The organism is Brevundimonas sp. (assembly GCF_965278935.1).
GTDB lineage: Bacteria > Pseudomonadota > Alphaproteobacteria > Caulobacterales > Caulobacteraceae > Brevundimonas.
Map to the genome: position 1 here is coordinate 2023116 of NZ_OZ257124.1, position 19203 is coordinate 2042318.

24 protein-coding genes are annotated in these 19203 nt (G+C 67.1%); 10 read left to right on the plus strand and 14 right to left on the minus strand.

Annotated elements, in window-relative coordinates; translation table 11 throughout:
• Positions 1-2: 2 nt before the first annotated feature.
• Positions 3-1142, minus strand: coding sequence for an acyl-CoA dehydrogenase family protein (locus ACQY68_RS10100; RefSeq protein ID WP_428149257.1), 1140 nt, complete (start codon positions 1140-1142; stop codon positions 3-5).
• An 80-nt stretch (positions 1143-1222) separates the two neighbouring features.
• Here ACQY68_RS10100 and hemB point away from each other — a divergent pair, with 80 nt between their 5' ends.
• The 5 genes from hemB (at position 1223) to ACQY68_RS10125 (ending at position 5880) form a co-directional block, all read left to right on the plus strand.
• A complete protein-coding gene (gene hemB / locus ACQY68_RS10105; RefSeq protein WP_428149258.1) occupies positions 1223-2227 on the plus strand; it encodes a porphobilinogen synthase in 1005 nt (334 codons plus the stop codon).
• A gap of 64 nt (positions 2228-2291) precedes the next feature.
• Positions 2292-3527, plus strand: coding sequence for a hypothetical protein (locus ACQY68_RS10110; RefSeq protein ID WP_428149259.1), 1236 nt, complete (start codon positions 2292-2294; stop codon positions 3525-3527).
• A 51-nt stretch (positions 3528-3578) separates the two neighbouring features.
• Positions 3579-4307, plus strand: coding sequence for a carbonic anhydrase (locus tag ACQY68_RS10115; protein ID WP_428149261.1), 729 nt, complete (start codon positions 3579-3581; stop codon positions 4305-4307).
• A gap of 17 nt (positions 4308-4324) precedes the next feature.
• The gene (locus tag ACQY68_RS10120) at positions 4325-4939 is read left to right on the plus strand and encodes a peptidylprolyl isomerase (RefSeq protein WP_428149262.1); all 615 of its coding nucleotides are present in this window, start codon (positions 4325-4327) and stop codon (positions 4937-4939) included.
• The gene (locus ACQY68_RS10125; protein WP_428149263.1) at positions 4939-5880 is read left to right on the plus strand and encodes a CAP domain-containing protein; all 942 of its coding nucleotides are present in this window, start codon (positions 4939-4941) and stop codon (positions 5878-5880) included. The genes ACQY68_RS10120 and ACQY68_RS10125 overlap by 1 nt, the downstream gene beginning before the upstream one ends.
• Here ACQY68_RS10125 and ACQY68_RS10130 read toward each other — a convergent pair.
• The 5 genes from ACQY68_RS10130 to ACQY68_RS10150 all read right to left on the minus strand — a co-directional run bounded on the left by ACQY68_RS10130 (position 5877) and on the right by ACQY68_RS10150 (position 9692).
• Complete coding sequence (locus tag ACQY68_RS10130) at positions 5877-6959, minus strand: alpha/beta fold hydrolase (protein ID WP_428149264.1); 1083 nt, start codon at positions 6957-6959, stop codon at positions 5877-5879. The two genes, ACQY68_RS10125 and ACQY68_RS10130, sit on opposite strands and share 4 nt — an antisense overlap.
• Positions 6960-7105: 146 nt before the next feature.
• Positions 7106-7960: an NAD(P)-dependent oxidoreductase gene (locus ACQY68_RS10135; RefSeq protein ID WP_428149265.1), complete on the minus strand. Its 855-nt coding sequence runs from the start codon at positions 7958-7960 to the stop codon at positions 7106-7108.
• Complete coding sequence (locus ACQY68_RS10140; RefSeq protein WP_428149266.1) at positions 7957-8466, minus strand: flavin reductase family protein; 510 nt, start codon at positions 8464-8466, stop codon at positions 7957-7959. Before ACQY68_RS10140 ends, ACQY68_RS10135 begins: the two co-directional genes overlap by 4 nt.
• A gap of 41 nt (positions 8467-8507) precedes the next feature.
• Positions 8508-8780, minus strand: coding sequence for a hypothetical protein (locus tag ACQY68_RS10145; RefSeq protein WP_428149268.1), 273 nt, complete (start codon positions 8778-8780; stop codon positions 8508-8510).
• A 93-nt stretch (positions 8781-8873) separates the two neighbouring features.
• Positions 8874-9692 (minus strand): NAD(P)H-hydrate dehydratase, encoded by an 819-nt coding sequence (locus tag ACQY68_RS10150; protein WP_428149269.1) that lies wholly within the window; start codon positions 9690-9692, stop codon positions 8874-8876.
• Between the two features lie 118 nt (positions 9693-9810).
• Between ACQY68_RS10150 and ACQY68_RS10155 the strand changes: the two genes are divergently transcribed.
• Both ACQY68_RS10155 and glnA read left to right on the plus strand, forming a co-directional pair.
• On the plus strand, positions 9811-10149 hold the full coding sequence (locus ACQY68_RS10155) for a P-II family nitrogen regulator (RefSeq protein ID WP_309629111.1): 339 nt from the start codon (positions 9811-9813) through the stop codon (positions 10147-10149).
• A 58-nt stretch (positions 10150-10207) separates the two neighbouring features.
• A complete protein-coding gene (glnA, locus tag ACQY68_RS10160; protein WP_428149270.1) occupies positions 10208-11617 on the plus strand; it encodes a type I glutamate--ammonia ligase in 1410 nt (469 codons plus the stop codon).
• A gap of 57 nt (positions 11618-11674) precedes the next feature.
• On the opposite strand, the gene ACQY68_RS10165 is transcribed toward glnA, so the two are convergent.
• Genes ACQY68_RS10165 through ACQY68_RS10180 form a run of 4 tightly spaced genes read right to left on the minus strand, consistent with a single transcriptional unit; the run spans position 11675 to position 13930 of the window.
• Complete coding sequence (locus ACQY68_RS10165; protein WP_428149271.1) at positions 11675-12196, minus strand: CDP-alcohol phosphatidyltransferase family protein; 522 nt, start codon at positions 12194-12196, stop codon at positions 11675-11677.
• Between the two features lie 35 nt (positions 12197-12231).
• Positions 12232-13119 carry a twin-arginine translocase subunit TatC gene (gene tatC, locus ACQY68_RS10170; protein WP_428149273.1) on the minus strand — a complete coding sequence of 296 codons (888 nt, stop codon included), beginning with the start codon at positions 13117-13119 and terminating at the stop codon, positions 12232-12234.
• Positions 13116-13688 (minus strand): Sec-independent protein translocase protein TatB, encoded by a 573-nt coding sequence (gene tatB / locus ACQY68_RS10175; protein WP_428149275.1) that lies wholly within the window; start codon positions 13686-13688, stop codon positions 13116-13118. The genes tatC and tatB overlap by 4 nt, the downstream gene beginning before the upstream one ends.
• Positions 13689-13714: 26 nt before the next feature.
• The gene (locus ACQY68_RS10180) at positions 13715-13930 is read right to left on the minus strand and encodes a twin-arginine translocase TatA/TatE family subunit (RefSeq protein WP_428149276.1); all 216 of its coding nucleotides are present in this window, start codon (positions 13928-13930) and stop codon (positions 13715-13717) included.
• Between the two features lie 104 nt (positions 13931-14034).
• On the opposite strand from ACQY68_RS10180, the gene rnhA reads away from it, so the two are divergent.
• The gene (gene rnhA / locus ACQY68_RS10185) at positions 14035-14481 is read left to right on the plus strand and encodes a ribonuclease HI (protein ID WP_428149277.1); all 447 of its coding nucleotides are present in this window, start codon (positions 14035-14037) and stop codon (positions 14479-14481) included.
• Positions 14482-14544: 63 nt separating this feature from the next.
• Positions 14545-15144, plus strand: coding sequence for a hypothetical protein (locus ACQY68_RS10190; RefSeq protein WP_428149278.1), 600 nt, complete (start codon positions 14545-14547; stop codon positions 15142-15144).
• 4 nt (positions 15145-15148) lie between these two features.
• Here the strand turns inward: ACQY68_RS10190 and ACQY68_RS10195 are convergent, their stop codons facing one another.
• The 4 genes from ACQY68_RS10195 to ACQY68_RS10210 form a co-directional block, all read right to left on the minus strand.
• On the minus strand, positions 15149-15610 hold the full coding sequence (locus ACQY68_RS10195) for an NfeD family protein (RefSeq protein ID WP_428149279.1): 462 nt from the start codon (positions 15608-15610) through the stop codon (positions 15149-15151).
• Positions 15611-15623: 13 nt separating this feature from the next.
• Positions 15624-16601, minus strand: a complete 978-nt coding sequence (locus tag ACQY68_RS10200) for an SPFH domain-containing protein (protein ID WP_428149280.1) — start codon at positions 16599-16601, stop codon at positions 15624-15626.
• A gap of 109 nt (positions 16602-16710) precedes the next feature.
• Positions 16711-17157 carry a hypothetical protein gene (locus ACQY68_RS10205; protein ID WP_428149281.1) on the minus strand — a complete coding sequence of 149 codons (447 nt, stop codon included), beginning with the start codon at positions 17155-17157 and terminating at the stop codon, positions 16711-16713.
• Between the two features lie 138 nt (positions 17158-17295).
• Positions 17296-17712, minus strand: coding sequence for an NUDIX hydrolase (locus ACQY68_RS10210; RefSeq protein ID WP_428149282.1), 417 nt, complete (start codon positions 17710-17712; stop codon positions 17296-17298).
• Positions 17713-17773: 61 nt separating this feature from the next.
• On the opposite strand from ACQY68_RS10210, the gene ACQY68_RS10215 reads away from it, so the two are divergent.
• Positions 17774-19180 (plus strand): FAD-binding oxidoreductase, encoded by a 1407-nt coding sequence (locus ACQY68_RS10215; RefSeq protein WP_428149283.1) that lies wholly within the window; start codon positions 17774-17776, stop codon positions 19178-19180.
• Positions 19181-19203: the final 23 nt, after the last annotated feature.

Sequence of the window (19203 nt, forward strand, 5' to 3'; positions counted from 1 at the left end):
TCCTACTGCCGCATCATCTCGCGCGCCGTGATGACGCGCATGATCTCGTTGGTGCCTTCCAGGATGCGGTGGACCCGCAGATCGCGCACGATCCGCTCCAGCGGATAGTCCTTCAGATAGCCGTAGCCTCCGTGCAGTTGCAGAGCCTCGTCGGCGATCTGGAAACAGGCGTCGGTCGCCATTCGTTTGGCCATGGCGCACCACTTCGTCGCCTCCGGGTGACGCGTGTCCATGGCCCAGGCGCCGCGCAGAACCATCAGCCGCGCGGCCTCCAGTTCGGTCGCCATGTCCGCCAGTTTGAACTGGGTGTTCTGGAACTCGGCCAGCGCCTTGCCGAACTGTTTGCGCGTCGCGACGTAGGCCATGGCCGTCTCCAGCGCCAGCCGCGCCCCGCCCAGCGAACAGGCCGCGATGTTCAGTCGCCCGCCGTCCAGACCCATCATCGCATAGCGGAAGCCGTCGCCCTCCTTGCCCAGCAGGTTGGCCGCCGACACCCGGCAGTCGTCGAACTGGACGATGGCCGTGGGCTGGGCGTTCCAGCCCATCTTCTTCTCCTGCGCACCGAAGCTCAGGCCCGGCGTCCCCATCTCGACCACGAAGGCCGAGATTCCCTTCGGCCCCGCAGCGCCCGTCCGCGCCATGACGACATAGACGTCCGACGTCCCGGCGCCCGAGATGAAGGCCTTCGACCCGTTCAGGACCCAGTCGTCGCCGTCCCGCGTCGCGCTGGTCCGCATCCCCGCCGCGTCCGACCCGGAACCGGGCTCGGTCAGGCAGTAGGAGGCGATCTTCTCCATCGTCGCCAGCCCCGGCACAAAGCGGCCGCGCAGGTCGTCCGACCCGAACCGGTCGATCATCCAGGTCGCCATGTTGTGGATCGAGATGAAGGCCGCCGTCGACACGTCGCCGCGCGCCAGCTCCTCGAAGATCACGGCCGCCTCGACCCGGCCCAGAGCCATGCCCCCGTGCTCCTCGGCCGCATAGATGGCCGCGAACCCGGTCTCGGCCGCGCGCCGCATGACGTCGACGGGAAAATGTTTGGTCTCGTCCCACTCGGCCGAATGCGGCGCCAGCTCCGCATCGGCGAAGGCGCGCGCCGCGTCCTGAATGGCGCGCTGATCCTCGGTGAGGGCGAAATCCATGGTGTCTCCCGGTTGGTCGTTTTCTCTGGGCTTCTAGCCGCATCCTTCTCGCAGCGGGAGAAGGAATGTAGACACCGCCTATGACCGTCCCCTTCGCGCCCGCCGCCTTCCCCATGGCCCGTCCCCGCCGCCTGCGCAGCCAGCCGTGGGTGCGTCGCCTCGTGGCCGAGACCACCCTGACACCGTCCGACCTGATCTGGCCCCTGATCGTTCACGACGGCGCCGAGGACCGCGTCCCCGTTCCCTCCATGCCCGGCGTCTTCCGCCTGTCACCGAAAGCCGCCGCCGCCGCCGCCGTCGAGGCGCGCGACCTCGGCATCCCGATGGTCGCCCTCTTCCCCAACGTCGACGCCGCGACCAAGGACGCGATCGGTACGGGCGCGACAGACCCCGACGGCCTGATCCCCGACTGCATCAAGGCCATCAAGGACGCGGCGCCCGAGATCGGCGTCATGTGCGACGTGGCGCTGGACTGCTACACCGACCACGGCCACGACGGCGTCGTCGAGGACGGACGGATCGTCAACGACGCCTCGCTCGACCGCCTCGCCGAACAGGCCTTCATCCAGGCCCACGCCGGCGCCGACGTCGTCGCCCCTTCGGACATGATGGACGGGCGGGTCCAGGCCATCCGCGAGGCGCTGGAGGCCAACGGCTTCCACGACACCCTGATCCTGTCCTACGCCGCCAAGTTCGCCTCTGCCTTCTACGGCCCGTACCGCGACGCGGTCGGCTCGGCGAAGATGCTGACGGGCGACAAGAAGACCTATCAGATGGACTACGCCAACTCGGACGAGGCCCTGAAGGAGGTCGCGATGGACATTTCCGAAGGCGCCGACATGGTCATGGTCAAGCCGGGCATGCCCTATCTCGACATCGTCCAGCGCGTCTCCGAGACCTTCAAAATCCCGACCTTCGCCTACCAGGTCAGCGGCGAATACGCGATGATGCAGGCCTCCATCGCCAACGGCTGGCTGGATCAGGACCGCGCCATTCTGGAGACCCTGCACGGCTTCAAGCGCGCGGGCTGCGCGGGCGTCCTCTCCTACTTTGCGCCCCAGGCCGCGAGACTGCTGGGCCGCTAACAGCAAAGCTCCTTCGCCAAATCTTCACCCGCCCCCGGCCACAGACTCGGGCGAAGGGAAGACGATGACGGCAGTTTCGTGCTTGCGGGTCATGGTGGACGCAAATCGCACCGATTTGCCTGCGGAGACGCTCGGCCCGCTCGTCGCCAAATACACGACCATCTTTCTCGAGGTCCGCTGGGTTCGTCCCCGCACCGCCGACCAGTTGACCCACTACTGCTACCTGCTCAGTGATCCGCGCTCGGCTGAGCTCGACACCGTCGAGCTCGCCCATCTGGCCACCGAGCTTCAGGAGCGGCTGTTCGGCACCGGTGTCGAGGACGCGGTGAAACTGGTCCTGTTCGAGGGCGAGACGGAAGCCGTCCGCGCCTTCACCGCCTCGTCCGCCGAAGAGGTGGTTCTAGCCATGGAGGACCCGGGTCGCCTGCCGAAGGGCGGACGGCTGCGTCGCATCGCGGCGGACGGATCGCTGGTCGATGTCCCCGAGGACGCCCGCGCGCCGAAGGGGCCCATCGACGACTTCAACTTCGGGCCGTCGATCGACGGGGCCCAGGGCATCTACTTTCCCCGGGGCCACGCCTTCGTCGGCGATGTCATCAGTTGCACCCCGTCCCGGGCGGCCACCTACTACAGCGCGGTCGACGGAGAGGAGCACCTGCCCCTCGACTCCGAATCGTTCGACGGCGGCTGCGTCCTGACGGCGCTGCGCTTCCTGCTCGATTTCCCGGTCACGACCCCGCTCTACGTACCGGTGTCGTTCTCGACCCTCGTCCGCCCGACCCAGCGCGCCCACTACGTCGAGCTTCTCGGCATACTCCCCGCCGAGACTCGCACCCGGCTGGCCGCCACCGTCTACGACGTCCCTCGCGCGCCGTCGTTCCAGTCGCTCAAGGTCATCCATGAGACCTTGCGAGGCCATTTCGCCAGCCTCGACCTTCGCACACAGGATCCGGAGTTCGAGGTCAGGCAACTGGTCGAGCAGACGGTCACCAGTGTCACCCTGGTCCTTCCCAACGCCAGCCAGGAGGTGCGCACGGCCGCGATGAGGCGCTTCGCCGCTCATGCGCCGGAATACAGACGCCGACGCATCTGGCCGGGGCTGACCAACGTCCGGTATCGAGCCGAGCGTGAACTGGCGGTCGGCCTCGGCTTCCCGTTCCTGACCGGGCCGGGCATCTGCCGTCTGCAAAGCCGGCCTGTCGGCAGCCGCGCCTGGGACCTCGCTGCCCTGCCGATTCTATCGCTGGATCGCACGCAGGCTGACGCCGATGCGTCCTCCCGCATCCTTCACTTGACCTGATCGACCTCTGTTCGGCAGAAATGGGTTAACGCACGCGCCGGAGACTGAGCGATGGGATTCCTGTGGTTTGGTCGCAAGACGCGATTGCGTCCGTATGCTGTCGTCGCCTCGCCCCAACCGCCCGCCTCGCCTCTCCAACCCGTCCTGAGCGTCGAGCCCGAACCCGCGCCCGAGCCGGTCGTCGCTACCGCGCCGACGCCCGACGAAGCCCTGCAGCTCCTGAAGGACGGCAACGCCGCCTTCGTCTCCGGCATGACCAGCCTCGGCCACGTCACCGCCCATGATCTGGAGCCGCTTCAGGGCGGCCAGCATCCGATCGCCGTCATCGTCGGCTGCGCCGACAGCCGCACCCCGCCCACCATCCTGTTCAACCAGGGCCTCGGGCAGCTCTTCATCATCCGGGTCGCGGGCAACACCGTGGATCGACGGGGCCTCGCCTCCATCGTCTATGCGGTGAAGCATCTGAAGGCGCCCCTGGTCGTCGTCATGGGCCACTCCGGCTGCGGCGCAGTCGCGGCGGCCGAGGCCATCGTCGACGGCGCGCCACTGGATCCCTCGCTGGAGGAGATGATCGTGCCTATCATCCCCGCCGTGCTCGCCGCGCGTCGGACGTCGCCCGCCGACCCCGCCCGCGCCGCGGTCGAGGAAAACGCCCGCTGGGTGGCCCGGAAACTGAACTCCGCCGACGGCGCCCTTGCCGATGCGGTCGAGGCCGGCACGGTCAGGATCGTCGCCGCCGTCAAGGACATGACCACGGGCCGCGTCGACTTCTACGAGTGAGGCGCTAGGCTGTCCCGATGTTGAGACGCGCCTTCCTCCTCGCCGCCCTGACCGCCGGTCTCGCCGGCCCCGCCCTCGCCCAGGACGCCCCCGCGCCCGCCCTGCCGCACGTGCAGATGGAAACCTCGGCCGGCCGCATCGTCATCGAGGTCGAGATCACCAAGGCCCCGATCACGGCCGCCAACTTCCTTAAATATGTCGACGAGCACCGCTTCGACGGCGCGACCTTCTATCGGGCCATGCAGTCCGGCCCCGGCATGGGTCTGGTCCAGGGCGGGGTGAACAACGATCCCGAGCGGGTCTTGCCGCCCATCGCCCACGAGCCGACCAGCCAGACGGGCCTCAGTCATATCGACGGCGCCGTCTCGATGGCCCGCTATGCGCCGGGCACGGCGACCGGCGACTTCTTCGTCTCGGTCGGCCCGACCCTGTCCTACGACGCGGGCCGTTCCTTCTCGGTCGATCCCGACGGCTTCGCCGTCTTCGGTCGGGTGGTTCAGGGTATGGACGTCGTCCGCGCCATCCTTGCCAGCCCCACCTCCCCGACCGAGGGCGAGGGCTTCATGCGCGGCCAGATGCTGGAGCCGAAGATCACCATCGTTCAGGCCTGGCGGGAACAGGTCGTTCCTTGATGAAGCGCTTGTTCGCCGCCCTGCCGCTGGCGGCCGCCTGTCTCGCCGCGCCCGGCTTCGCCCAGGATCGCAACCTCGACTTCGCCGCCCGCGCCGCTGCTCTCTACACTGAGGCCCCCGACATCGAGCAGTGTCGTGCGGGCCGTCTGAGGCCCGAGGTCATCACGACCCTGACCGCCAGGGTCAATGAGGTTCGCGCCCTGCATGGCCTCGCCCCCGTGACCTCCGAACCGGCGGCGGAGGACACCGCCGTCGCCGCCGCCCTCGTCTTCGCCGCCAACGGCAGCCTGTCGCACTATCCCGGCAGTTGGTGGCGCTGCTTCAGCGAAGCCGGCGCCACGGGCGCGCGACTGAGCAACATCTTCGGCGGCCTGGCGTCCGAGAGGCTGATCTTCGTCTCGATGGACGAGATGGTCACGGGCTGGATGACCGATGTCCGCCACATGAACCCGGGCAGCATCGGGCACAGACGCTGGCTTCTGGATCCCTTCCTCGCCTCGATCAGCTTCGGCCGGGTCGCCGGCATCCTGCCAGACGGACGGCGAACGGACGGCGCCGCCCTGCGTGTGATCGGCAGCAACCGCATCGTGCCAGCGCCCATCGAGGGCGGCTTCATCGCATACCCCTTCGGCGACTACCCGGCCCGCTTCTGGGACCCGCGCGCCCTGCTCTCCTTCTCCGTCCTCGTCGACCTCCGCGACAAGACGTCCAGCGAACAGGTCGATTACGCCCGGGCCCAGGTTTCGGTGCGCCAGAGAGGCGGCTCCGCAATCGAGGTCGGTCGCGTGTCGTTCGACAACAACGCCTACGGTCTGCCGAACAGTCTGCAGTTCGCCGCCGAGGGCCTGCAGCCGGGCGCCACCTATGACGTCGCGATCCGCAACGTCAGCGTCCAGGGCCAGTCCAAAGACTTCGCCTGGTCGTTCCGGATCACGCCCTAGGGCTCGCTGCGCGCCAGCAGGGCGACCAGATCGTCCTTCCAGAACCGCGCCCAGGTGTGGGTGCCGTGACCCTTGCCGTCGAGACTGTTGGGGATCAGCCGATAGGTCCCGTTGGCGATCCGCGGCGCGAACCGTTCGGCCAGACCCAGCTCCGGCGGATTGATGAAGTCGTCGGCCGAGTTGATCCACGTCACCGGCGCGGTGATCCGTTCCAGCCCCGCCGAGGGATCGTAGTCCCAGGACGCATTGACCTGATACCAGAAGTCGTTGGCGTCCAGCGTCGGCAGCCGTCGCTCCAGCTGGGTCGCCAGATAGCCGTCGACGGCCTCGGGCGTGGCCAGGTCCTGGTGCATCGGCATCACCGCCCCGCCGGCCAGCAGCAGCAGGTCCACCGCCGTCCTCAGCCCCTGCACGGGCTGTTCGACATAGTCGCCGCCGCGCCAGGCCGGATCGGCCCGGATGGCGTCCTTGACCATCGAGCGCCACAGCCGGTTGCGGCCGACGATCTCGGTCGGGATACAGGCCATCGGCATCAGGGCGTCGGCGAAATCGGGATGCGCCTCGCCCCAGACGAAGGCGTGCATACAGCCCATCGAGGTGCCGAGGATCAGCCGCAGGTGATCGACATCCAGCCCCTCGACCAGCATCCGCCGCTGGGCCTCGACCATCTCGTTGTAGCCATACTCGGGGAACCGCGCCCGCAGCCCGTCGCTGGGCTTCGACGACCCGCCATGGCCCAGACCGTCGGGCATGATCACATAGTAGCGGGTCACATCCAGCGGCTGGCCCGGTCCGAACAGCTCGCCCGCAAACTGCGGAGACAGGAAGGTCGCGCCCGTCCCGCCCGTGCCGTGCAGCAGCATCACCGCATTGGTTACGTGGCCGCTCGCATCCCGCCGGGGCTCGCCCAGCGTCCGGTAGTGCATCCGCGCGTTCATCAGGGTCTCGCCCCGCGCCATCGGCAGGTCGCCGATCGCGACATCGCCCTCGGCCGGCGTCCATATCTGCGGGGCCTGGGCATGCGCCTGACCGCACCAGACGAGCAGCACAACGAGCATCATGGCGACACGCAGGCTCATCGTCGTTCTCCAGCAAATCGTTTGGACTCAAGCCGTCCAGAGTGCATCTTGGGTGCAACAGGATAAAGCTGCAAAATCAGTCGCTTATGCTATCTTTCTCAGCGATTTGGACTTTCTGGACTCGGCTTTTTCGAGTCCAATCCGCCTCAGGGCTTTAGCCGCGCCTTCAGGCTCGACGTATCCCAGCGGTTCCCGCCCATGGCCTGGACCTCGGAATAGAACTGATCGACCAAGGCCGTCAGCGACAGCACCGCCCCGTTCGCCCGCGCCTCGTCCAGCACCAGCCCCAGATCCTTGCGCATCCAGTCGACGGCGAAGCCGAACTCGAACTCGCCCTTCGCCGCCGTCTTCCAGCGATTGTCCATCTGCCACGATTGGGCCGCCCCCTTGGACACGGCGTCATAGGCGGCGTCGGTATCGAGCCCAGCCACCTTGGCGAAATGCACCGCCTCGGCCAGACCCTGGACCACACCCGCGATGGCGATCTGGTTCACCATCTTCGTCAGCTGGCCCGAGCCCGAAGGCCCCATGTGCTGGATCGCCTTGGAATAGGCCATGACCGCCGGCCGAGCGGTCTCCAGCGCCTCCGCGTCGCCGCCCGCCATGACGCTGAGCTGGCCGTTCTCGGCCCCCGCCTGCCCGCCCGACACCGGCGCATCGATGAAGGCCACACCCGAGGCGGCGCACAGCTCGCTCATCTCCCGCGCCACCTTCGCCGAGGTCGTGGTGTGATCCACGATGACGGCGCCCGCCTTCAGCGCAGCGAGCGCCTCGCCCACGACCTGACGCACGTCGTCGTCGTTGCCGACGCACAGGACCAGCACGTCTGCACCCGTCGCCGCCTCGGCCACGGTCCCGGCGAACATACCGCCGTTCGCCTCGGCCCAGACCCGCGCCTTGTCCGGCGACCGGTTGTAGCCCGCAACCTCATGCCCGGCCTTGACCAGATGGCGCGCCATAGGCCCGCCCATGACGCCCAGCCCGGCGAAACCGATCCTCATGCCGTATGCCCCCCCGCCACCCCGTAGCGTCCGCGGAAGTAGGTCAGGGTCGCCGCGTCGGAGGACTCGAAGCCCGCGACCTCGCCAATGATCATCATATGGTCGCCCATCTGCACCCGGTCGTGGGTCTTGCAGTCAAAGCGCGCCGCGGCGGCCCCCAGCCTCGGCGGCGCATCCCCGACCCGCTGGAACTCGTGGTCCTCCATCAGGCCGATTCCCTTGGCGAAGCGGCGGGCCAGGGCCTCCGACTGGGCATCCAGCACGTGGATCGAGAACCGTTCGGCCTCGCAGAAGGCATGCCAGCGCTCCGACCGCTCATCAAGGCACCACAGGATGAGGCGCGGCGTCAGCGAGATCGAGGTGAAGGAGTTGATCGTGATCCCGAGCGGCCCCAGCGAACTGTCGGCCGTCACCACGCAGACCCCGGTCGCGAAGGCGCCCAGCGCCTTGCGATAGGCCGTCACGTCGCCCCCGGCGACCTCATCGGGAAGGGATTCAAGGCTCACCTGACGGACCTAGGCGACCCCGCTCACCGAGGCAACCGGCGTCAAAGCCACAGACGCATCGCAGCCATCGAGATCGGCCCATCCTTCTGGGCTGTGTTGGAGGTGTAGCTGAGCTGCGTCTCCCTCGATCCGCAGGTGCATCGGAACCGCCCGGACCGGCCGGAGACCGGCCAGAAGCGCCGCGACCCGAACACCGGACGCGGGTCCATCAGCGCCGCCCGCTCGCATCCCTTTGCCGCGCAGGCCACGACCAGTCGCGCGCCCGGCTCCCCCCGGTTTCGCGGCTCGTAGAAGTCGGTACGGATGTCACGCATGTCGGGCTCCCTCGCGCCACCGAACCACGCTCCACCGCCGGCCTCAAGCCAAATGTTTCCTCTTTGTTCTGGCCCTGTGGATCGCGACCGCGGTCACGCCAGATCGCGCAGCACCGCCGGGATCAACCCCGGCAGATCCTCCGCCGTCAGACCCGGCCCGAACCGCCCGGCCGCATCCGCATGCATCCACACGGCGGCCGACGCCGCCTCGAAGGCCTCCATCTTCTGCGCCATCAGCCCGCCGATCAGCCCGGCCAGCACATCGCCGCTGCCCGCCGTCGCCAGCCAGGGGGAACCGTTCCCGTTGATCCTGCATCGCCCGTCCGGGGCGGCGATCACCGTCTCCCGCCCTTTCAGGACCACGTACGCCCCGCTGAGCCGCGCCGCCTCGACAGCCGCGACTTCCCGCCCCTGCCCCAGCAGGCCCGGAAACACCCGTTCGAACTCGCCCTCGTGCGGTGTGATCACGTCGGCTGCGTCCAGACAGGCGAACAGCGCCTCCGCGCGACCCTTGAACAGCGTCAGCGCATCCGCATCGACGACCAGCGCCGCCCCGGTCCCCGCCAGCGCCTTGAGGTTCTGCGCCGTCGCCTCGGTCAGCCCCGCCGCCGGTCCGATCACCACGCAATCCAGCGGTCCGGCCAGTTCCGCCAAGGCCTCCGGCGTGTCGAAGTCCGACACCATCACCGCCTCGACCGCCCCCGCAATCACCGGCCCGGCGTCCGGCGGACACAGGATCCTGACCAGACCGGCCCCGACCCTCAGACCCGCCCGCGCCGCCAGCCGCGCCGCTCCGGTGTGCAGCATTGCGCCCGACACCACGCCCAGCCGTCCGCGCTGATGCTTGTGCGCATCCGGCCCGGGCCACGGCAGGTCGGCGCGCCACAGGGTCGGGTCGTTGGTTTCGCTCATGCTTCCCTCAACGCGCTTCGGTGACGAAAATGCAAATCGCCCCTTGCCTTATGCTGCGATGCGATGTCCCTTTGGTTCCCGAGCGTCTGGCCCACCTGATGCCGCCTCGGGGTCGCCCATGAAGAAGATCGAAGCCGTCATCAAGCCGTTCAAGCTCGACGACGTGAAGGAAGCGCTCCAGGACATCGGAGTGCAGGGTATGACTGTGCTGGAGGCCAAGGGATACGGCCGCCAGAAGGGTCACTCCGAACTCTATCGTGGCGCCGAGTACGTCATCGACTTCCTGCCGAAGATCAAGATCGAGGTGGTCGTCGCCGACGACCTCGCCCCGGCCGTGGTCGAGGCCATCCAGACCGCAGCTCGCACCGGGAAGATCGGTGACGGCAAGATCTTCGTCTCCGACGTGATCGACGTCATCCGCATCCGCACCGGCGAAACCGGCGCCCAGGCCGTCTAGGCCTGAGCGTCGTCAGTAACGCTTCCTCCCCAGAAGAAACGAAAAAGGATCATCGACTATGAGCACGGCCAAGAAAATCCTGCAGGAGATCAAGGACAAGGACGTGAAATACGTCGACGTCCGCTTCACCGACACCAAGGGTCGCCTGCAGCACGTCACCTTCGACATCGACCTCGTCGACGAGGAGTTCCTCGAAGAGGGCACCATGTTCGACGGCTCCTCGATCGCCGGCTGGAAGGCGATCAACGAGAGCGACATGCTGCTGATGCCGGACCTGACAACGGCCTACATCGATCCCTTCTACCAGCAGACCACGATGTTCCTGTTCTGCGACGTCATGAACCCGGACACCGGCGAACCCTACAACCGCGACAGCCGCTCGATGGCGAAGAAGGCTCTGGCCTATGTCCAGTCCTCGGGCGTGGGCGATCAGGTCTATTTCGGCCCGGAAGCCGAGTTCTTCATCTTCGACGATGTCCGCTGGAACACCCAGCCGCACAACACCGGCTACAGCTATGATTCGATCGAGCTGCCGGCCAACACGGGCTCGGAATACACCGAGGGCAACATGGGCCACCGCCCGGGCCCCAAGGGCGGCTACTTCCCCGTCAACCCGGTCGATTCGGGCCAGGACCTGCGCGGCGAGATGCTGGGCGTCATGCGCGACCTCGGCCTCAACCCCGAGAAGCATCACCACGAGGTGGCCCCGGCCCAGCACGAACTCGGCCTGAAGTTCTCGGACCTGCTGACCATGGCCGACCGCCTTCAGCTGTATAAGTACGTGATCCACAACGTGGCCGCGGCCTACGGCAAGTCGGCGACCTTCATGGCCAAGCCCATGTTCGCCGACAACGGCTCGGGCATGCACGTCCACATGTCGATCTGGAAGGACGGCAAGCCCCAGTTCGCCGGCGACAAGTACGCCGGCCTGTCGCAACAATGTCTGTGGTACATCGGCGGCATCATCAAGCACGCCAAGGCCATCAACGCCTTCGCGAACTCGACCACCAACTCCTACAAGCGTCTGGTGCCCGGCTACGAAGCCCCGGTGAAACTGGCCTACTCGGCCCGCAACCGTTCGGCCTCGATCCGTATCCCGCACACCTCGAACCCCAAGGCCAAGCGTCTGGAAGCCCGCTTCCCCGACCCGATGGGCAACCCCTATCTGACCTTCGTGGCCCTGCTCATGGCCGGCCTCGACGGGATCGAGAACCAGATCGATCCGGGCGGTCCCGCCGACAAGAACCTCTACGACCTGCCGCCGGAAGAGCGCCACTCGATCCCCGAGGTCTGCGGCTCGCTCAAGGAAGCACTCGAGAGCCTCGACAAGGACCGCGCCTTCCTCAAGAAGGGCGGCGTCATGGATGACGACTTCATCGACAGCTACATCGAGCTGAAGATGGAAGAGGTCATGCGCCTGGCCCTCCACCCGCACCCGGTCGAGTTTGACATGTACTACAGCTGCTGATCGGATCGCCGGATCGCAACGAGAGGGGCCGGACGGCGACGTCCGGCCCTTTTTGCTTCAGGGTCGGAGCGTGAAGACGCTCGGCACGTCACATCGCCATGCCCGTAGCCGGGCCGTGATGAGGAAAGCCTCAACCTGAGACAGCACCCCGATCGTTGCGGCGACGCCGAAAAGGGGTTGAAGGCGACCGGTCACGAAAGCCGTCCCCACGAAGAGCCAGAGCGCCAGTCCGAACGCCTTCGAAAGATAGTGATGCGGCGACGCCTCCCGCCCGAACCGGTAGAAGCTGAAGCCGTGGTTCGCGGCCTCTAGAGCGACAAAGAGCGCGATGGCGGGGCAAAGCACCGCCAGCCAGTCGGGCCGGGAGACAATCAAGGCGCCGAACGCACACGCCCAAAACGCGACGTCGGCTCGACTGTCCCATGTCCGCAGCGCTGGCGTGGACACATTCCAACGGCGTGCCAGCACACCATCGAAGATATCGGACAGCACCCCAAGCGAGAGCAAAACGGCACAGGCCCCGTCCTCTCCCGCAAGCGCAAGTCCCACCAGTCCTGGCCCCGCCGCGACGCGGAGCAAAACCAGACTCCAGGGGACGGCACGGCGGAATCCGATCAAGCGGCCGCCAAACCGTCCGCATCTTCATCCTTCTTGCGACGCAGTTCGATCAGCCGCACGCACCAGATCGAAACCTCGTAGAGCAGCACCAGAGGGATCGCGAGCATCAGCTGACTGATGGGGTCCGGCGGCGTCACGACGGCGGCCAGAACGACCACGGCGACGATGGCGTAGCGACGCCCCTCGCTCATCAGCTTGGAACTGATCAGGCCCGCCATGCCCAGCAGGGTCGTCACGACCGGCAGCTGGAAGCACAGGCCGAACGCAAGGATCAGGGATGTCACCAGATTCAGATAGTCCGAGATCTTGGTCGTCAGCAGGACGGTGATGCCTTCGCTGGAGATCTGCTGGCTCAGGGAGAACAGCATCACGAACGGCAGCATGACGTAATAGACCAACGCCCCGCCGAGGCAGAACATGACCGGCGTCGCGATCAGGAAAGGCAGGAAAGCACCCTTCTCGTTGCGATACAGGCCCGGCGCCACGAAGGCGTAGAGTTGATAGGCGAGGATCGGGAAGGCCAGGACGATGGCGCCGAACCCGGCGATCTTCATCTTGGTGAACAGCTGCTCCAGCGGTGCCGTCGCGATCAGCGAAACCGCAGCCAGTCCGCCCGGCGGGAACGGCCTCAGACCGGCGGTAATGGCCAGAAGGTCCAGCGGATTGGCGTGCTCGCCCTTGGCCACGGCGGCGGCGTGAACGGCGGCGGCGGCCTGGAACGGCTTGATCAGTTCGATCTGCAGCTGCGCCGCGAAGAAGAAGCACAGCAGGAAGGCCAGACAGAAGGCCGCGACGGACCACATCAGCCGCCCGCGCAGCTCGATCAGATGTTCCATCAACGGCGCCCGCGACGCCTCGATCTCGGCTTCGTCGCGGTCGGTCATAGGTCGAGCTTGGAGTTACGCGGCGCGCGGGGTTTGACCGGCTTGGGTGTGGCGGTCTTGGCGGGCGACTTGGCGGCAGGCTTCGCGCGCGGCTTGGTCGCCGGGGCGGAGGCGACCTTGGCTGTCGCCGCACGCAGCTTGCGCGCCTTCGCCGCGGTGGCCGGCACGGTCGTCACGATCGGAGGCGTGGTCGAAGGTTCCGGAAACTCCGGCTGATCCAGCATCACCGCACGCGGCGGCGGCTCGACATAAGTGGGGGCCTCCAGCTCGGCCTTGATGTCCTTGAAGGCGGCGTTGGCCTCGTCGCCGAGACGGACCATCCCCTGCCCCACCGGTCCCTGACCGTCACGCAGGGCCTGGACTTCCTTGCGCAACTCGTCGAGCTCCGACTGGCGGGCCATGTCTTCGAAGCTGGCGCGGAACTCGTTGGCCATGCCGCGCGCCTTGGCGACCATCTTGCCGAGCTGGCGCAGCATTCCGGGCAGCCGTTCGGGTCCGACGACCACGAGCGCCACGATGCCGATCACCAGATATTCGAGGCCCCCGATCCCGGGGCCAAGGCCGCCCATGCGTCAGGCTCTTTCCCGAACCGGACCTAGCGCTTCAGCTCTTCCTTTTCCGCGTCGGTGCGCGGCAGGCTGGACACGCCATCGGACGGACCGGCCTTGTCGTCGTCCTTGAGGCCCTCGCGGAAGGCCTTGATGCCCTTGGCGGCGTCGCCCATCAGGTTCGAGATCTTGCCCTTGCCGCCGAACAGCAGGGCGGCGACGACGATGACGATGGCCCAATGCCAGATGCTGAAGCTGCCCACGGAAAGACTCTCCTCGAACGGGCCGAAAGCGGCCCGCGTCAAACATACGGTCCCTATAGTCCAGCGGATGGCGACGCGCCAAGGGAACCTGTAAGTCCGCGCGAATGAGTCACGTCACAATCCACACCGACGGCGCCTGCAAGGGCAATCCGGGCCCTGGCGGATGGGGCGCCATTCTTCAGGCGTCCGGCAAGACCAAGGAGCTGTGCGGCGGCGAACCGCTGACCACCAACAACCGCATGGAGCTGACCGCCGCCATCATGGCGCTGGAGGCCCTGACCCGGCCCTGCAAGATCGACCTCCATACCGACAGCAAATACGTGATGGACGGCATCACCGGCTGGATCCACGGCTGGAAGGCGCGCGGCTGGAAGACGGCCGACAAGAAGCCGGTCAAGAACGACGACCTGTGGAAGCGCCTCGACGTCGCCCGCTCCCGGCACGAGGTAAAGTGGCACTGGGTCAAGGGTCACGCCGGCCACGCGCTCAACGAACGCGCGGATCAGCTGGCGAATCTCGGCATCGACCGAATGCGCGCCGCCAAGGCCTGACGTTTCCCGACGACCGCCGAACGACGTCTTGCCGCAACGCCCGGGATCAGGTCAGGTCGCCGCATGACCGAAGTGACCCCGATTCCACCCGAAACCGATCCGATCGAGAACGGCTCCAAGGGCAAGACCCAGCGGGTCTCCGTCGAGGGCACGATCGCCTCCGTCTCGGCCATCTCCGCCATGATCGTCGCCGCGGCGTCAATGTTCACCGCCGTCCAGGCGCTGGATGTCTCGCGCACGGCAGCCAGGCAGAAGATCTTCGAGACACAGCTGTCGACCTGCCTGCAGTTCAGTGAGCTGACCGCACGCGCCGCTTCCGACAGCGAGAAGGCCGCAGCCCTGACCGAGGGACCGATCGACGACGACGCGCGCGCGGAGATCACCGCGCGCCTCGAGGCCGGCGACGCCGTTTCCACGTCGATCTACCAACAGTACCTGCAGATGACGATGGTCTTCCCCGACGAGATCAGCGACGCCGCCTATGCCGCCAGCGAGAAGCGGGTGGCGCTCTACAACAAGCAGGTTGAGGTTCTGGACGCCGGCGTCGTCACGGCTCAGGACATCGCCGAACTCGAACGGCTGGCCGGGGCGGAAACCGACCAGTTGAACGCCGCCTCAGGCGCCTGTCGCGATGAGGTCGGCGCGGTCGCCGGCATCGGCTGACCGGTCACGCCTCCCGGCGGACCTTCAGCGACGGACCTTCCAGCCTATCAACAACGACGCTGTCGCCCACGGGCGGGGCGTCGCCGTCGATCAGAGCCACCCATTCGGCGCCCGAGACAAAGACCCGCCCCCGCCCCTCCACGAACGCCTGAACCACCCGGGCGCGCTGGCCGATGAGGCGCAGGTCGCGGTCGTTGATGTCCGGATGGTCGTCGGGGTTCACGCGCTGGATCAGGCGGCGCGACAGGGCGGTCGCCGCTATCGTCAGCACGGCGAACAGCCCGACCTCGACGGCCAGCCCCATGCGCAGGCCCAGCGCGGTCAGAACCGCGACCACCCCCGCCGCGACCGCAGGCCAAAGCAGCCACTCGGTCGACAGCGCCGCCTCCACGGCCAGCAGCAGCACGCCGACGGCGAGCCAGATCCAGAACGGCTGGGTCGCGTAGAGGTCGAGGATGGCATCCATGGTCAGTCCTCCCTCAGGTCGTCGGCGGCACAGATGCCGCCCGGCTGGCACGCGTCGGCGCGGCCGCGGGCGGGCGCGGCATGTCCTGCTGGTCCTTCGCCAGGCCGACCAGCTGCCCGATGCCCGCGAGGGTGCCGACGAGGCTGCCCATCTCTGCGGGCACGATAACCGTCTTGGCCGTCGGGTTGCGGGCCAGTTCGGCGAAGGCCTCGACGTATTTCTGGGCGACGAAGTAGTTAATGGCGTTGACGTCGCCGCGCGCGATGGCTTCGGACACCATGGCGGTCGCCTTGGCCTCGGCCTCGGCGGCGCGCTCGCGGGCCTCGGCGTCGCGGAAGGCGGCCTCCTTGCGGCCTTCCGACTCCAGGATCGCCGCCTGCTTAGCGCCCTCGGCGCGGGCGATGGCGGCCTGTTTCTCGCCCTCGGCCTCGGTGATGACGGCACGGCGTTCACGCTCGGCCTTCATCTGGCGGGCCATGGCGTTGGTGATGTCGACCGGCGGGGTCAGGTCCTTGATCTCGATCCGGTTGACCTTGACGCCCCACGGCTCGGTCGCCGCGTCAATCACTGTCAGCAGACGCGAGTTGATGTTGTCTCGCTGGAACAGGACCTCGTCCAGGTCCATCGAGCCGACCACGGTGCGCAGGTTGGTCGAGCACAGCTGGGTGATCGCGTAAGGCAGGTTCTCGACCCGATAGGCCGCGCTGGGCGCATCCATGACCTGGATGAAGACGATGGCGTCGACCTTCACCATGGCGTTGTCCTTGGTGATGACCTCCTGCTGGGGCACGTCGAGGACCTGCTCCATCATGTTCATGCGCCGACCGATCCGCTCCACGAAGGGGATCAGAATGCTGATGCCGGGTTTCAGGGTCTTGGTGTATTTGCCGAACCGCTCGACCGTCAGTTCGCGGCCTTGGGGCACGATCTTGACGATGCTGAAGACGAAGATGACTGCGAAAACCAGCAGCACAACGGCGAAATAGGGCATTCGGGATCCTCCTGGTCGCGAAGCTACCCCGCCCCGCCGGTTCACGCCACAAACGAAAACGGCGGCCCCCTCCCGGGAGCCGCCGCGTCGCAAAAGGTGGGTCGGAAGATTACTCTTCCTCTTCCTCTTCCTCTTCCTCGTCGCCTTCTTCGTCTTCTTCTTCCTCGTCGCCTTCTTCTTCGTCTTCCTCGTCTTCGTCTTCTTCCTCGTCTTCGCTCGGATCTTCTTCATCGACGTCGTCGTCTTCGACGTCCATGTCGCCCCCTTCGCAGAGGTCGATGTCGTAAAGCTCTTCGGTATCGCCGTCCTCGTAGGTGGCCATCACGTCCTGGACGCAGTCGTCGCCGACGTCGAAGGTCACTTCAACGCCGTCGCCCGGTGCGATTTCTTCGTCCAGCAGGTTGTCGCCGAAGTCCTCGACGGACGTTCCGGAGATCGCCAGTTCGGTGATGGCGACTTCGCCGGAGTTGGTGACGGTCATCGTGGCCTGCGCCATGGCGCCGGTCGCGAACAGGATGGCGGCGGTCGAGGCCGCCATGAACAGTTTGGTCTTCATCTGTGTAGTCCCCCCAAGGCCGGCGGGATGCCGGCCGAAGTTAAAAGAGAGCGACCCAGGACAGAATCGTCCGAGCCGTCGTCAAAATGTGTCGGCTTTGCAGCGCTCTTAGGTAAGTGACGGGACCTGACAGTGCCGTCAAGCTTGCCGAAACATGACGGCCCGGGTGATGACGCGCCGCGTTTCGTTCCAAGCCACGGCGGCCAATGCCGCCTCTACTGGCAGGAAGACGGCCTCGGCAGCATCGTCACCCGCGACGGGCTCCCCGCCCGTCCATTCCGCGACGTAGTCGATCAGCACATAGTGTCGCCCCGCCTCGGGGAAGATGCCGTCCACGACATCGACAAGGCCGAGAATGCGCGCTTCCACGCCTGTCTCCTCGCGTAGTTCGCGCAGAGCCGCATCGACCGCCCGCTCGCCGGGCTCAATGCGGCCGCCCGGCAGGCTCCATTCGCCGATGCGCGGCGGGGTCCCCCGCCGGATCAGCAGAACCTCGTCGCCGCGAAGGCAGACAACGCCGACGGCGGGCACGGGGGTCAGGGAGGAATCGCTCATGAGGCGGACTCTAGCCCCTCTTTTGACTGGCATGTGCGGCCACGCTTTGAGACAAGATGACATGGCCCCTCCCTCCCCCGCCGCCCTCGACGAATTGAAAGCCGTGCTCGGCCCGTCCGGCTGGACAGAAGACCCGGCAGAGATCGCGCCCTGGGTCGGCGAATGGCGCAACAAATGGACAGGGCATACGCCCCTGATGCTCAAGCCGGGTTCGACGGCAGACGTCGCCCGCGCGGTGGAAATTTGCGCTCGCCATGGCGTCGGCATTACCCCCCAGGGCGGTGGCACCGGCCTTGTCGGCGGCCAGGTGCCTTTCGGCGAGGTCCTCCTGACGACGCGGCGCCTGCGCGCGGTGCGCGACGTGACGCCGCTGGACGACGCCATGACGGTCGAGGCCGGGATCACCCTGCTGGAGGCACAGCAGCTGGCGACCAAAGCGGACCGCTTCTTCCCCCTCAGCCTCGCGGCGGAGGGTACGGCGACGATCGGCGGCGTGATCTCCACCAATGCCGGCGGCACGGCCGTCCTGCGCTACGGCATGATGCGCGACCTGGTGCTGGGCATTGAGGCCGTCATGCCCGACGGCCAGCTTTTCAACGGCCTGAAGCGGCTGAGGAAGGACAACACCGGCTACGATCTGAAACAGCTGCTCATCGGCGCCGAGGGCACCCTCGGCGTGGTCACGGCCGCAACCCTCAAGCTGTTCCCGATCATGCGCAGCCGCGCCACGGCCGTCGTCGGTCTGGCCAGCGCCCATTCGGCCATTCAGCTCCTGGCGCGCGCCAAGGCCGAGACCGGCGGCGGGGTCGAGGCGTTCGAGCTGATGAAGCGGATCGGAGTCGAGTTCGCCATCAAACACATTCCCGGCGTCCGCGAACCGCTCGACAGCGTCCAGCCTTGGTACGCCCTGATCGAACTGACCTCCGGCGAACCCGGCGCCGCCGAGGCCGGGATGGAGCGCATCCTGACCGCCGCCTTCGAGGAAGACCTGATCACCGACGCCGCTATCGCCCAGAACGAGACCCAGGTCCGCGACTTCTGGAAGCTGCGCGAGGAGCAGTCAGCCTCGCAACGGCCCGAGGGCGGCGGCTGGAAGCACGACGTCTCGGTCCCCGTCAGCCGGATCGCCGACTTCCTCGACGAGGCCACGGCCGCCGTCGAAGCCTTCGAACCCGGAGCCCGCGTCTCCGCCTTCGGCCACGTCGGCGACGGCAACATGCACTACGACATCCTGTGCCCGCCCGGCGGCGACCTGCAGGCCTTCCTCGGTCGCTGGGAGGCCGGATCGAAGGTCGTCCACGACGTCGTGGCCCGCTATGAAGGCTCGATCTCGGCGGAACACGGCCTGGGTCGCCTGAAGACCGACGAGGCCCGCCGCTACAAGTCGCCGCTTGAGATCTCGACCATGCAAGCGATCCGCAAGGCCATCGATCCCCAGCGGATCATGAATCCGGCGGTTCTGTTCTAGATCTCGCCCTTCAAACCGTCGTC

What these genes read in the sequence shown, in the direction of transcription:
- ACQY68_RS10210 (WP_428149282.1), bottom strand. Translation starts at nt 17,712, where the DNA reads ATGAGCGATTCCTCCCTGACCCCCGTGCCCGCCGTCGGCGTTGTCTGC.
- rnhA (WP_428149277.1), top strand. Translation starts at nt 14,035, where the DNA reads ATGAGTCACGTCACAATCCACACCGACGGCGCCTGCAAGGGCAATCCG.
- ACQY68_RS10125 (WP_428149263.1), top strand. Translation starts at nt 4,939, where the DNA reads ATGAAGCGCTTGTTCGCCGCCCTGCCGCTGGCGGCCGCCTGTCTCGCC.
- tatB (WP_428149275.1), bottom strand. Translation starts at nt 13,688, where the DNA reads ATGGGCGGCCTTGGCCCCGGGATCGGGGGCCTCGAATATCTGGTGATC.
- ACQY68_RS10215 (WP_428149283.1), top strand. Translation starts at nt 17,774, where the DNA reads ATGGCCCCTCCCTCCCCCGCCGCCCTCGACGAATTGAAAGCCGTGCTC.
- ACQY68_RS10205 (WP_428149281.1), bottom strand. Translation starts at nt 17,157, where the DNA reads ATGAAGACCAAACTGTTCATGGCGGCCTCGACCGCCGCCATCCTGTTC.
- ACQY68_RS10120 (WP_428149262.1), top strand. Translation starts at nt 4,325, where the DNA reads ATGTTGAGACGCGCCTTCCTCCTCGCCGCCCTGACCGCCGGTCTCGCC.
- ACQY68_RS10130 (WP_428149264.1), bottom strand. Translation starts at nt 6,959, where the DNA reads ATGAGCCTGCGTGTCGCCATGATGCTCGTTGTGCTGCTCGTCTGGTGC.
- ACQY68_RS10100 (WP_428149257.1), bottom strand. Translation starts at nt 1,142, where the DNA reads ATGGATTTCGCCCTCACCGAGGATCAGCGCGCCATTCAGGACGCGGCG.
- ACQY68_RS10145 (WP_428149268.1), bottom strand. Translation starts at nt 8,780, where the DNA reads ATGCGTGACATCCGTACCGACTTCTACGAGCCGCGAAACCGGGGGGAG.
- glnA (WP_428149270.1), top strand. Translation starts at nt 10,208, where the DNA reads ATGAGCACGGCCAAGAAAATCCTGCAGGAGATCAAGGACAAGGACGTG.
- ACQY68_RS10110 (WP_428149259.1), top strand. Translation starts at nt 2,292, where the DNA reads ATGACGGCAGTTTCGTGCTTGCGGGTCATGGTGGACGCAAATCGCACC.
- ACQY68_RS10190 (WP_428149278.1), top strand. Translation starts at nt 14,545, where the DNA reads ATGACCGAAGTGACCCCGATTCCACCCGAAACCGATCCGATCGAGAAC.
- ACQY68_RS10195 (WP_428149279.1), bottom strand. Translation starts at nt 15,610, where the DNA reads ATGGATGCCATCCTCGACCTCTACGCGACCCAGCCGTTCTGGATCTGG.
- ACQY68_RS10115 (WP_428149261.1), top strand. Translation starts at nt 3,579, where the DNA reads ATGGGATTCCTGTGGTTTGGTCGCAAGACGCGATTGCGTCCGTATGCT.
- hemB (WP_428149258.1), top strand. Translation starts at nt 1,223, where the DNA reads ATGACCGTCCCCTTCGCGCCCGCCGCCTTCCCCATGGCCCGTCCCCGC.
- ACQY68_RS10150 (WP_428149269.1), bottom strand. Translation starts at nt 9,692, where the DNA reads ATGAGCGAAACCAACGACCCGACCCTGTGGCGCGCCGACCTGCCGTGG.
- ACQY68_RS10135 (WP_428149265.1), bottom strand. Translation starts at nt 7,960, where the DNA reads ATGAGGATCGGTTTCGCCGGGCTGGGCGTCATGGGCGGGCCTATGGCG.
- ACQY68_RS10200 (WP_428149280.1), bottom strand. Translation starts at nt 16,601, where the DNA reads ATGCCCTATTTCGCCGTTGTGCTGCTGGTTTTCGCAGTCATCTTCGTC.
- ACQY68_RS10155 (WP_309629111.1), top strand. Translation starts at nt 9,811, where the DNA reads ATGAAGAAGATCGAAGCCGTCATCAAGCCGTTCAAGCTCGACGACGTG.
- tatC (WP_428149273.1), bottom strand. Translation starts at nt 13,119, where the DNA reads ATGACCGACCGCGACGAAGCCGAGATCGAGGCGTCGCGGGCGCCGTTG.